At 62.2% G+C, this 12,506-nt stretch carries 10 protein-coding genes and 1 pseudogene; 4 read left to right on the plus strand and 7 right to left on the minus strand.

What is annotated here, in order from left to right; all coding sequences use genetic code 11:
• Window positions 1–176 precede the first annotated feature (176 nt).
• The gene (locus SR882_RS04890) at window positions 177–1,439 is read left to right on the plus strand and encodes a hypothetical protein (protein ID WP_322522213.1); all 1,263 of its coding nucleotides are present in this window, start codon (window positions 177–179) and stop codon (window positions 1,437–1,439) included.
• A gap of 18 nt (window positions 1,440–1,457) precedes the next feature.
• Window positions 1,458–2,300, plus strand: a complete 843-nt coding sequence (locus tag SR882_RS04895) for a hypothetical protein (RefSeq protein WP_322522214.1) — start codon at window positions 1,458–1,460, stop codon at window positions 2,298–2,300.
• Window positions 2,301–2,801: 501 nt separating this feature from the next.
• On the opposite strand, the gene SR882_RS04900 is transcribed toward SR882_RS04895, so the two are convergent.
• On the minus strand, window positions 2,802–3,134 hold the full coding sequence (locus SR882_RS04900) for a hypothetical protein (RefSeq protein ID WP_322522215.1): 333 nt from the start codon (window positions 3,132–3,134) through the stop codon (window positions 2,802–2,804).
• On the opposite strand from SR882_RS04900, the gene SR882_RS04905 reads away from it, so the two are divergent.
• Window positions 3,117–3,707: a hypothetical protein gene (locus SR882_RS04905; RefSeq protein WP_322522216.1), complete on the plus strand. Its 591-nt coding sequence runs from the start codon at window positions 3,117–3,119 to the stop codon at window positions 3,705–3,707. The two genes, SR882_RS04900 and SR882_RS04905, sit on opposite strands and share 18 nt — an antisense overlap.
• A gap of 237 nt (window positions 3,708–3,944) precedes the next feature.
• Here SR882_RS04905 and SR882_RS04910 read toward each other — a convergent pair.
• The 4 genes and pseudogenes from SR882_RS04910 to SR882_RS04925 form a co-directional block, all read right to left on the minus strand.
• Window positions 3,945–5,540: pseudogene (locus SR882_RS04910) on the minus strand (protein adenylyltransferase SelO family protein); the annotation flags it as partial.
• 133 nt (window positions 5,541–5,673) lie between these two features.
• Window positions 5,674–5,997, minus strand: a complete 324-nt coding sequence (locus SR882_RS04915; RefSeq protein WP_322522218.1) for a rhodanese-like domain-containing protein — start codon at window positions 5,995–5,997, stop codon at window positions 5,674–5,676.
• A gap of 467 nt (window positions 5,998–6,464) precedes the next feature.
• Window positions 6,465–6,785, minus strand: coding sequence for a ferredoxin FdxA (gene fdxA / locus SR882_RS04920; RefSeq protein WP_322522219.1), 321 nt, complete (start codon window positions 6,783–6,785; stop codon window positions 6,465–6,467).
• Between the two features lie 372 nt (window positions 6,786–7,157).
• Window positions 7,158–8,090, minus strand: a complete 933-nt coding sequence (locus tag SR882_RS04925; RefSeq protein ID WP_322522220.1) for a homocysteine S-methyltransferase family protein — start codon at window positions 8,088–8,090, stop codon at window positions 7,158–7,160.
• Between the two features lie 500 nt (window positions 8,091–8,590).
• Between SR882_RS04925 and SR882_RS04930 the strand changes: the two genes are divergently transcribed.
• Entirely contained in the window at window positions 8,591–10,282 is a 1,692-nt protein-coding gene (locus SR882_RS04930) for a hypothetical protein (protein WP_322522221.1), read from the plus strand.
• A 349-nt stretch (window positions 10,283–10,631) separates the two neighbouring features.
• Here SR882_RS04930 and SR882_RS04935 read toward each other — a convergent pair whose 3' ends face one another.
• Both SR882_RS04935 and SR882_RS04940 read right to left on the minus strand, forming a co-directional pair.
• On the minus strand, window positions 10,632–11,516 hold the full coding sequence (locus SR882_RS04935; RefSeq protein ID WP_322522222.1) for an alpha/beta hydrolase: 885 nt from the start codon (window positions 11,514–11,516) through the stop codon (window positions 10,632–10,634).
• 437 nt (window positions 11,517–11,953) lie between these two features.
• On the minus strand, window positions 11,954–12,274 hold the full coding sequence (locus tag SR882_RS04940; protein WP_322522223.1) for a hypothetical protein: 321 nt from the start codon (window positions 12,272–12,274) through the stop codon (window positions 11,954–11,956).
• Window positions 12,275–12,506: the final 232 nt, after the last annotated feature.

The following is a 12,506-nucleotide window of genomic DNA, read 5'->3' on the forward strand; positions in this document are numbered from 1 at the left end:
CTTGGTGTCGCTCCCTTCTCGCCCTGACACGAATGCCCTCCAAGCTTGGTTTGCTTCTCTTGGCATCAGCCTTCCAACCATCTTGCCAAGGTGTTTAATGGTGGTGGCTATGCTTAAGCCGCGCTTACCAAGCGCGGCCGGGTCAATTGTTACCGCCCACGCAAACAGGATGCCCAATGCCAAACTTGAACTATTTCGTCGTGACGAAAGCGTTCCCCGTCAATATCGAATTGACGGCCCCGCCCCTCGATGCCACGGGAAAGGAAACCTTCTGCGTCCGGTCTGAAAAGATGGCGGAGGAGCTGGTGTTCGCCCGAGCACCCTTGGAAAGCTTCACCTTCAACGACGTGTTCGCCCTGCAGGCGGAGTGCGAGCTGCGGCATCCCGTTACTGACCAGACATGCAACCTGGTGTTTCAACTGCTTCCTGTCGGAACACTGGTGCTACACATCGTTCACCCCGCTCCGGTGAGCGCAAGTTGTACCAGTGCCACCGAACTGAGGAAATTTGGCACCGACCACTACAGGGCTGACGATTACTGGTCCGAACCCGTTTATGAGATTCTTGCGGATCTGGAACGGCAGGAAGTCATCAGTTACTGCCCCGTGGCGCCGTTCGACATCCTGCAAGGCCAGGGGAGATCAAAGCACCAAAAACAGGTTAGTCCCGAAATGTTCCGCCGCGAAATGGCTTGGCGTGCCTGGGCCTCCGGCAGCTACGTCAGCTTAGGTGATCAATCCGATAGCGAAGCGACCGACTGGCAGGCCTGCACCGAATGCCCCGAGCGGCCGCCACAGCCGACCAAGCGGGGTCAGGTTAGGACACTCTGGACCAATTATTTTGGATGGAGCATTCAGCGTCTCCAGGAAGACGGGGATCGCTCTGACGCTGCCGTTCTGGCGAACGAGCTGGAGCCTGTTGCCTACATGATCTCCCGGCGAAGCCAGTGCGCCAGCGGCTTTCACAATGTGCGCCAGCTGGCCAAGCTGATTGCCTCGGATGAACACAATGGGTTCAACAACCATGATATGCGGGTCTACCTCAGTAGCACTCGACTAGCGTTGCTGGCGCCCAAGGAGTTTGAAGAGTCAACGGCCACGACGAGCCGCAATATCTACCGCCAGGCCTGTGACGATCTCGAGATTGAGAAGCATACGAGTGATTTCTATGATGGCATCAACGCCCTGGTCGAGGACATCAAGGGGGTGAATGCCGAGAGGGAGGAAAGGGCCGAACGGCGGCTGAACCACCTTGTCATGTTTCTTTCGGTGGTTCTGTCCATAACGTTCATCACCGACATTGCCGATTTCCTGATCGGGGAGTCGAAGGGCTTTTCATTTGCAGACCGTTTGGAAATCCTGATATCCGGAAGTGCCATTTTTCTCCCACTGGTCATCCTGCTGTTCATCGTGTCGCAGCTGACCGCCCGCCGCCGGTAAGCAACGGGGCGGTTACTCATGTCAGAACTTATTGGCACCGGACTTATTCTGCTCGCGGCCTCCTTTGCCGCCTTCCAGAGGTTGTTCGTCAAGACCTCGAACGACCGCGTCGCGTTCCTGGTTGGCGTCAACCTCGTCTCGCTCATCGTGGCCGCCATTGCCATGCCGCTGGTTCCGGCGCTTCCTCTGTCGCTCTGGCCCTATCTTCTCCTGTCGAGCCTTTTCTACAGCCTTGCTATGTATTTCCTCGCCCGCGCCTATCGCACGGGTGATTTCGGCATCATTACGCCAGCCCAAGGCGCCTTCAAAGCCACCCTGATTGCGGTCCTGGCCATTCTGATTCTCGGGGAAACAGCCAACCCCTATCACTTCGTGGCCATACTGCTGTTGGCGGTGGGGTTCCTGATTCAGGTCCCTTGGACCCGGACCGTCAAGGACGATCATTTCCGCAGCCTTGGATTTTCCCTGCTTATTGCAGGCGCCAGTGCAGCGCAATACACGGTCGACATTTTTGCCGTCCGGGCGACTGACTTCCCCCTCAGCTATATCGTCTGGAACCTGCTCATCGGGTCACCGATCGTGCTCGTCGGATTCTGGCTCAGAGGTCGACGCCTGTGGTCCCAGCTCGCCGAGAATGGGAAGGACATTGCATGGGGTTCCGGTCTGGATATTATCGGCTACGGCATCGTCCTGTTCGTGGCCAAGTACCTGTCACTGCTGTCCCTGATTCCCCTGCTTAATCTGGACATCGTGATCGCGGTGCTCATCGGGATCTTCGTCCTGCGGGAACCCTTCCCACGCCAGCGCCTGATTGCCAGCTTTTTCCTAGCCATGGCGGCGATTACGGTAACCCTGTATTAGAGCACTCGAGGGTTGGGAGGCAATCTGGGAACCTCAGATGACTCTCGCCCTTCCAATCGTCCGACAATGTTGTGGATCCCCCGGTTTTCTAGGCACTCGCTAGCCGGCCGACATGGCGCTGACCGAAGTCTGGCGGCGGCAACCCGGTGACGTCGTTACCCCGGTTGTCTGCCTTGTTCAGACGACCAAGTCAGGATGAGCCGCTGTAATGAGACACGCCACCGACATTGAGCGGCGATGACGGCTTGAGGCGGTAGTGTTCTTCCTCCGCCTCTTTTCATTGCTCGGCGTATGGCTTGGTCATCACGTCCTGCCGTTCTCTGATCTGCGCCAAATCGCCGGCCTCGGGCTGGCTAGACCGCACCGGATCGGGCCAGTCATCCTGCACCACGACGGTCGCGGCAAGCTTGTCGTGCCAACCCGGGGTGCGTCGGCCGATGGCCCCACAAATCAGTCTCAGCCCCAGCGTGAGGATGGAGACAAAGCAGCCGAGATAGCGGACTAGCCGGTGATGGGCTTTTCTCCGGTTTCCGCGTCCACGATCTTGGCCTTGACAGCCATCTTTTCGATCTTGCCAGGCGCGGCCTGAATGACCGATTGAACGCGACTACGCTCAACTCGAATCCATGACTCGCCGCGCGCCTGATCTGCCGGTGAGCTTCTCGTTAGCTGTGTGAAACTCGTATGAACGGTGAACCAAGAACGTGGCCACGCTCCTCGATTTGCCTGCGTCCGTTGTCGTTGGATGTCAGGTCGATCGCTGCTGAGATCTACCGCCGCACGTGTCGCCTCAATTTCGACGAGCCGGGTTTCTGTGTGCTCAATCTCGGTCACGAGATCGATTCCGTCGCGTTCCGACAATTGATGGTGGACCTCAAGCGTGCAATGGCCGCGATTCACGAATCCACCACCGGCAAGACCCTGGCGTATCGTTCGGCCGCACGCTTCGACCAGCAAGAGACGACACGGCCGCATCTGGATGGCGGGCCGGGTGAGTCCTTGCTGATGCTCGGCTACGAGCCTTCGGAAATCGATGCCGAGCTCGAGATATCTGACTACGCGAAATGCGCGTTTGATCGTGGACTCTCACCCAAGGAGTTCATGGCTGAATACAACCCCATGTTCCAGCCCGGTTATGAGATGTTGCGGCCCTATACAACGCGCGTTCCTTGCTTTTCCAAAACCGACTATCAAATCGTTTGCATCAACAACTCGTGTGCGAGCTACTCCGAGTCGCAACCGGCATGGCAGGGCACGCTGCATACCGCGACGATTCTGACGCCTGACGACTCGGCGTCCCGTATGATCAACTCCACGATGCTCGCTTCCGTGCCTGCGGGCACGGCGGACAAGGTCGGTGCCGAGGAGCTAAACGACTTCGTTTCCACTTCCGTGATCAGTCGCTAAGGTGGCGGCCACCGACACGTCAAAAAGGGCGCATCACCGTGGCATCAACGCCCACCCCCGTCACGATGAGCAGCTGTAATGGGAGACCCCGCCGACATTGAACAGCGATGATGGCTTGAGGCGGTAGTATTTTTCCTCCACCTCGTTTGACTGCTCGTCGTATGGCTTGGTCATCACGTCCTGCAGTTCTCTGATCTGCGAATAATCGCCGGCCGCCGCTTGTCGATACGCGGGCACGAGAAACCACTCTCGCAACGTGTATTTCGGGTTGACCCGTTTCATGGCCGTCGAGATCTCGTCGCGCGTTTGGGCCAGCTCGGTTGCCGACTTGGTGGCATCGTCGACACCTACGAGTGCTCGCCACTTGGCCAGCCACTCCGACCAGCGCTCGTCGGTTGCCTGGGTGTTTTTCGCAGAGGGGTTGCTTGTAACGGTTGGGGCCTCGAGATCGGCATAGAAGCTCTTCTTGAGCGGCTCGATGCTGTTGGGAACCGCCGAAAGCTCACGGAAGAAGAGGGTGTAGTCGACCGGGGTCGTTGTCATCAGTGTTTGCAGTTCGACAAACAACTCGGCGTCGACCGCCGCCAGGCCCAGTTTGCTTGCCCACATCCGTTCCAGTTTCTCGCCCATCACCTTGGCAAATGCGCCCTGAATCGCGTTGAGCTGCTGGTTGGCTTCCTGATCGTCATCCAGCAGCGGGCGCAGTGCCGTGCAGAACGTGCGGAAATTGCGTTCCGCGGCGGCAGGCTGGTTGGAAAAACAAAAATGACGCCCGCCCCCGGTCCATGGTTGATAGTGCAGGTCGAAGACCTCGCAAAACCCGAACGGACCATAGTCGAGCGTAAAGCCCCCGGCCGCGCAGTTGTCGCTGTTGAAGTTGCCCTGGCAGTAGCCGACGCGAATCCAGTCGGCGACCAGGGAGGTGAGCCGATCTCGGAAGGCGAGCGCGAGCGAAATGATTTGCTCGTGGAGGCCCGTCTGTTGGTCAACCTCATCGGCATATTCCCGCTCGATCAGGTGCGCGACGAGCGTTTCGAGTTCTTCCCGGGCTTTCGAGTGAGCCTGCTTGCGAACGCGCCGACTGAAGAGTTCCAGCTGGCCGACCCGGATGAACGAAGGCGCCACACGGGTGGAGATGGCGACGGGTTCCCTCACCAGCGTGTCGGGGTTCATGGACTCGCTGCCATCCGAGTACCAGGGCCGATCGACGGTTTCGGTTTTGGATACATACAGGCTCAATGAGCGCGATGTGGGTACCCCAAGGGCGCGCATGTGCTCCTGAGCGAGGAATTCGCGAACGCTGGAGCGCAAGACCGCTCGTCCATCCGCGCCCCGGCAATAGGGCGTGCGACCCGCCCCTTTCAGTTGCATCTCCCATCGTTGGCCGCGGGTCACGACCTCGAGTACGGAGATGGCGCGACCATCGCCGTAGCCGTTGCCGGTCTGAAACGGGCATTGGCGGTCGAATTCCGTGCCATAGATGGAAAGGGCGTAGCCAGAGGCCCAACCGACATGGCTCATCGTCTCGGGGACGACCGAGAGGTCGCCGGAAAACAGGCGGACGAACCCGTCCGACTGAGCCAGATGCTCGTCGAAGCCCAGGTCACGGAAAAGCTGTCGGCCGTGGGCGACGTATTCCGGATTTTCGATCGGCGTCGGCTTGACGGGGACGTAATGCCCGGAGAACACCTGTCGCGGTGCGTGGTCGATGCCGTCGCTCGTGGCATCCGGATCGCGTTTCAGCGTTCTCAACAGGGAGTAGTCGGCGACGCCGGCGAGCTCCTCAAGGCTTGAGATGCCAGTGGGCTTTTCAGACAGGTATTCCTGGGTCATGTGTTCCTGGGTCATGCGGTCTCCGGGTGTGCCTGGTGACGAACGGCGCAGTGGTGCGGCCGAGTGGTATGGCCGAGTGGTGTGGCCTGGCCGGTCGGGTTCGCGGGTTGCCTTATCGAGCGACAGGCAATCGTCAATAGGTGGGCATGTTGCTATCGACTTGCGTCGCCCAGGCATCCACGCCGCCCGTGAGGTTTATGACGTGGGCGAATCCGTGCTGTTCCAGGAACAAGGCGACTTGCATGCTGCGCATGCCATGGTGGCAAATGCACACGATTGGCTTGTCCTTGTCCAACTGCCCGACATTGGCGGGAACGGTGCTCATCGGCACGCTCGATGAGCCGTCGATATGACAGAGCTGGTACTCCCACGGCTCTCGTACGTCGAGTAACAGCGGGCTGGGACTGGCTTCGTCGTCGAGCCAGGCGGCCAACGCTTTTGCGTTCATGTTTTGCATGGGTTCAATCTCGGTTTCTCGATGGGTCGCCGTGTCCTTTCGGCAACCCTGGTGCGCTATTTGACGTGAGAAGGTGGCCAGCAAGCCCATTTGCTGGGGAAACTCTGCACGAGTCGATAGCGTCTCTGCGGAACCGCCAAGGGTCCAGATGCAAGGCGCCGTTCACCGTGAAGGACCGTCGCCCTTTACAAGGACGGCAATGCCGCAGATGGGCCCTTGGCGGCCCGCCCGAATCGGGCTTGCGGGTTTGCCCGCACTCGGCGTTGCCGTCCCTTGACGGGCAATGAGCCCGCCTTCGGTCCGGCGCCTTGGTTGCGGACAAACCCGCAAGCCAGAGATGCTATCGAATCGTGCAGAGTTTCCCTGGGGGCCGATTCGATCCGAGCGCCCCGACGCCGCCGGTTAAAAGTCAGTCACTCCCCGTCATGGCGAACCCAGAGCGCCGAACGGGCGCATCGGTAAGGCGATCACTCCAGATAGGAGCGCTTGCCGGGTACGCCGTCCCACTGCTCGGCGTCGGCCGGCGGGTCTTTCATCTCCGAGATCGTGGGCCATTGTTCGGCCAGCCGGCTGTTGAGTTCGATGAAATCGGCCTGGTCCTCGGGGACGTCGTGTTCGTCGAAGATTGCCCCGGCCGGGCATTCGGCGACGCAGACGTCGCAATCGATACAGACCTCCGGGTCGATCACCAGCATCTCGGGCCCCTCGCAAAAGGCATCGACGGGGCACACGGAGACACAGTCCGTGTATTTGCACTTGATGCAGTTCTCGGTCACGACGTACGTCATTCGTTTCTCCTCCAGCGCTTCAATCCAAGGGCAATGGCTGGTGGTGCCCCATGCGGGTCCCACATCCCCGAGCCGCGCGACCCGGTCCGGGGCAGAAAGCCCGAGTCTATCACTTGGTATTTCCCGATCGACCCGACGCCCGCCGAGGTGTTGGCCATTTCGTGGCGCCCTTCTCTAAGGCTGGCGGCTGGCCCGGTTCCGTCGCTTGCCGAAGGGGCGCCGCGGCGATTGGCTGTTCGCGGTGGTGTCGAACTTGCTTAATGAGGGGAGCAAGGCGGCTTCGTCGCCCGGTCGAGCGAATGCTATTACCGCGAGCGCACACAAGGTTTTACCTATTGAAAACGGGGTGGCAACCAGCTTTGGCGTGTGGATTCATCCGTTTTCAGGCGACGGTCCTCGCTTGAGTGGCGCGAGGGCCGCGATGTGCTCCGGCGACAGGCCGCAACAGCCACCCAGGATCTGCGCGCCGTCTTCAACCCATTCTTCGGCGTACCGGCGCAGCTCATGGGGTTCGATCACGTCCTCAAATTGCCAGTGAGGGGATTTGAAGTACCCGGAATCGGGGTAGGCCATGAGTGGGCCGGCAAAGGATGGGCGCAGAATGGTCAGGGCATCGGAGACCACGTTGGCGGGCGTGTGCATGATGCCGGCCGCGTCGACTGGCCAATCGTCCAGGATCGAGACGATTTCGGCGAACGGGACATCCGCGCCGGGCCCGAACCCGAGCACCTCGCCTTTATCGCCGCGCCGGGCCGAGAACCCGGCCCAGACCGGCAGGCCGCTCTCCGCGGCCGCGGCAAAGACCAGCGGCATACGTTCCGGGTCGTACAGCATTTCCAGCAGGAGCAGGTCGCAGCCCTCATCGCGGAGCAGTCGAGCCTGTTCGCGCAGGGCGCGGGCCATCTTTTCGAGGCCGATGGCCGCGCCGCTGTTGGGCCGGGCCGAGCCTGTAGCGATCGGACCACGGTGGGACAACGAGCCGTCGACGAGTACGTCCGGGCGATTGGACTTGTCCCGGGCCCGCTGGGCGGCGTGAACCGCGGAGCGGTTGATCGTTTCGAACTGGTCGCCCAGGCCGTCCATCTCGAGTAGGGCGCGCGAGGTGGCGTAGGTGTTCGCCGTGATGATGTCGGCCCCGGCATCGATGTAGTCCCGGTGGATCTGTTCCAGGACATCGGCATGGTCCAGGGCGGCCGGGCCACTCCACGCGCCTGAACTCATCGGCACGCCGCGTTTTTCAAGCTCGGTGCCGGTCGCGCCGTCGAGCAGCCTTACCTCGCCTTTTCGCAACGCTGTGTACGTCATTGTCGTGCCATCCCGAGTCGATGCGTTCATCTTGGCAATTGTGGCAGACACGGTCGCTTTTCATGTGGCTCGCCCGGGGCCAGTCTCTCGCACTGGGCCAGCCTGAAGGGCTGACGTGGTTTGTGGAGCTTGGTCGCCCAGGGCGGTGGCCACTTGCCACCGATCCACACGAGGTGTGCCTCCCTCGGGGCGACGCAACTCGAGCATTGTCAGTGGCCACATCAGTCATGGCGGTCGGGCAAACGGATCTGTTGCCCATGAAGTGGAGGATGCACCATCGACTCCCCCGTTTCGGCGGGGTGCCGGACTGCTCTCAACCAGATGCCCACGTGAAATCGGCCCACGCCAGCCCGACCTAGGCATGTCCATCAGCCACGATGGCGGGTAGCATAAGAGGGATCTATTGCGCGCGCCAGGGCATGTCCAGGTCACGATCAGGCCGATGACCGCCGGTGGTTCGCACTCGCTCTGGGTGTTCTTGCAGACAACGAGGTGTTTCGATGAGCCTTTCTCGCCCGATTTCCGTGATCCTTCTTGCCAGTCTGGCCAGCTTGGCCGGCTTGTCGCTTGCGGCCCATGCCGACGACGATGTGAAAGGCCTGTCGCTTAAAGGCGTCGAAAACCACGAGGCCTTGATCCCGCCCCAGTGCTACACGCGCACCGACGGGCGCTTCAACCCCTGCTTTACCTGCCACCAGAGCTACCAGGACACGAACCGTCCGAACTTCATGCAGGACGCCAGGCTCCAGGCCGAATACGACTTCTCGGATTTCGCCATGACCAACCGCTGGTCGAACCTGTTCACGGATCGCTCCGATGAGGTCGCCGCGATCAGCGACGAGGAGATCCGCGACTACATCGCCGAAGACAACTACTCCGCGTTGGCCGGCCGGCTTAAGTCCATGGGCTGGGAAGGGTTTGTCCCCGACCTCGACGACTTGCAGCTCGCCGACGGGGCATTCGACGAGCACGGTTTCGCGCGCGACGGCAGTGGCTGGGTCGCGTTCAACTACAAACCGTTGCCCAGCACCTTCTGGCCGACCAACGGCTCGACCGATGACGTCATGCTGCGCCTGCCGGAGGCATTCCGTCAGGCTGAAGACTGCCGGGGCGAGGGCGGCTACTCCGTCGATGCCTACCGCGCCAACCTCGCCATCCTGGAGGCGGCGATCAAGGACCTCCCCGAGATCGAGAGCCTGCCGGTGGACGAGAACGCCATCTGCACCGACCTCAACGGTGACGGCGAGCGCAGCGTGGTGACGAGCCTCCTGCGTCCCGATCATTACGTCGGCGATGCCAGCGACGTGCCGGTGGCGACCATGCTCTATCCCGAGGGCATCCAGTTCCTGCACACGGTGCGTTATGTGGGCGTCACCGATGACGGCGAGATCACGCACACCCCACGCATGAAGGAAGTGCGGTACATGAAAAAGCTTGCCTTCCATGATCGCGAGGAGCTGCGCGAGATCTACGGGGGAGGGGACGAGCACGATGACCACGGCGACGAAGGGCGCGACGGCGAGGATCATGACGAGGAGCATGGCCACGAGCACGAGGGTGATGTGATCGCGGGCTTTGCCGATACCGGTCACGGACTGAAAAACGAGTTCGGCTGGCTGGTGCTCGGCTTCATCGAGGACAAGCAGGGCGAGCTGCGGCCGCAGACCAAGGAGGAGCAGCTCTTCTGCATGGGCTGCCACAGCACCATCGGTGCCACCCTCGACCAGACCTTCGCCTTCCCGCGCAAAGTCACCGGCACCGAGGGCTGGGGCTACCTTGATCTCAAGGGCATGGCGGACGCGCCCAACGTCGGCGAGATCGACGGCGAGATCCTGACCTACTTCGAGCGCGTCGGTGGTGGCAGCGAATTCCGCAACAACCCGGAAATGCAGGCCCGCTGGTTCACCGACGAGGGCGAGGTCGACCGCGAGAAGGTCGAGGCCGCCGACGTCCACACCCTGATCACCCCGTCACCCGAGCGCGCGCTGCGCCTGAACAAGGCCTACCGGGTGATCGTCGACGAGCAGAGCTTCATCCACGGACGCGATGCGACGGTGACACCGCCGGAAAACGTCTACGAGGAAGTGGACCCCAGCCTGTCACCGCTGGACGAGGAGTACCGCTACGACTGGGACATCCGGCTCGACTGGTCGCGAGGGCAGGGTGGCGCCGGCGTGGCGTCGGGGACGTAGGTCGCGATTGCCACCCGGGCAGGAATGTCAGCCGGCGAACGACCTGCCGGGCTGGATGACCTTGCCTAGGGAACCTCTGCACGATTCGATAGTGCCTCTGCGGGACCGCCAAGGGCCCAGTTGCAAGGCGCAGTCCGCCGTGAATGGCGGGGCTCCTTCACAAGGACTGCAACGCCGCAAACGGGTCCTTGTCGGCCCGCCCGGACGGGGCTGGCGGGTTTGCCCGCACTCGGCGTTGCCGTCCCTCGCCGGGCAATGAAGCCCACCTTCGGCACGGCGCCTTGATTGCGAACAAACCCGCCAGCCAGAGGCGCCATCGAATCGTGCAGAGGTTCCCTAGCTCATGATTTCAACGGGTTGGCGTCGATGGACGCCCTGTTGCTGCCCTCCGATCCGTGCTTTCCCGGCAGGCAACCGCCTGCTCGAGAAAGTCGTGCAGGGTCGAGAAGTGGGTTTCGAGGTGTTCACTGAGGTCGTGTTGTCCGGGTAGCAGGCGCAGTGTCGTTGGCGTGGTGCCGCGATGGGCATGGAGACGCTCGGCATCGGCTGCCGGGATGACCGGGTCGTCCCGCCCGTGCACGAGCAGCACCGGACACCGGATGCGAGGGAGGGTGTGGATCGGCGCGATGGCGTCGAAGCGATGGCCGATGACCCGCTCGACGTAGCGCAGCACGTACCAGCCGACGGGAAAGAAGGGCAGTTTCTTCCACTTGAGCCACCGGCGCATCATGTCCGCCGGATGGGCGAAAGTGGAGAGGCTCACCACCGCGGCGATGTCGTCGCGTCGGGAAGCGGCCAGAAGCGCGGCGGCCCCGCCGACCGAGTGGCCCAGCAGTCCCACCGGTTGGTCGGCGTGTCCCGGCTGGGCGCGGATCCAGTCCACCGCCGCCTCGATGTCCTCGGCAAACCGTGGCATGGAAGAAAAGTCATCGCCGTCGCTTTCGCCGTGATTGCGCATGTCGAAGAGCAGGACATTCCAGCCTTCGGCTTGCAGTGGACGTGCCAGCGGCAACATCACTTCCCGGTTCGTGCCCCAGCCGTGCGCGATCACGATCGAGCCGCCAGCGGCGTGACCCGGCAGCCACCAGCCTGTCAGCTGGCGGCTTTTGCGGGTCGAAATACGCACGGTCTTCCCGGTCAGACCGTGGTCACCGAGCGACCCCCGCAACGGCTCCCGAGGCGCGGCGAGGCTTCGGTGCAGATATCGGTTTAACCCGGCCAGCAGGCCCACCATGAGCAAGGAGGCAATCAATGCCGCCGTGGCGATGGTCGTGATCAAGCCCAGGGTTTCGGTCCTCGAGAGGGTCCTGAGACCGCCGGGGGTCCATCGGGGTGGACTCGGTCCGGGGGCATCGGCCCGGTGGTGGGAATTAAGGGGCTCGAGTCTAGTGCATGAGGGAGACTCACTCCGCCCTTGCAACCACCCGTTCGCCGCGCAGGAAGGTCGCCGGCGGGTGACGCAGGCGCCGCCCATGGCTGCCGTGTCAACACATCGGGTCACAGGTCGGGCGCTGTCGAATCGGGCAGAGTTTCCCTAGATCGCGACCGGTCCCCATTGCCGGGAATCCAGCGGCCCGCCGAGCAGCAACTTGTCCAGATTTCATGTCGCGAAGCCGCGGGTCGAGGCCATGGACAAGCCTGCCAGGGGCAGGCGTGTGGCCGGGTGGATGATCATTCCCTCCGGTTCGGTGCGAGGACATCCGGCACGCAGCGGTCGGCATGCATCACGAACCGATCGTCGGCCGTGCGGTACCAGATGCCCGTATCCACGAATGTGCCCTCGCGCAGGGGTTTCTTGGTGTACAGGGTGCAGTCGTGGTCGTTGACGCCCACGGGGACGAACAGGATCGGTGCGTCCGCAGCGAGCACGCCGTTGAGATGGCCATAGGGCCGGTCGGTGGCGGGGGCGCCGTAGACGGTGCAGGCCGCCAGGGTGAGTGGTGCGGCCAGCATGGCCAGCATGGCCAGGAGGCGGGATGGCGTGATGCGCATGACGAATCTCCGTTTCCCATTGGCCCGGTAGGCCGCTGTGTCGGCTTGCGGGCCGAGTCGCCCAGCGGTGACGGGCGACTGGCACGTGGTGTCGGCTTCTCCCCCTGAGTTCTAGTTCATCGCGTCGCGTGATGTCACGTCCGGCGTCGGGAATGCCCGGGGAGGCATGACCTGCTCGTCGTCCCGCAGTGGCGGTCGTTGTCCTGCTATACGGGGGCGTTATTCGGAGCGC

This window comes from Guyparkeria halophila (genome assembly GCF_034479635.1).
Lineage (GTDB): Bacteria > Pseudomonadota > Gammaproteobacteria > Halothiobacillales > Halothiobacillaceae > Guyparkeria > Guyparkeria halophila.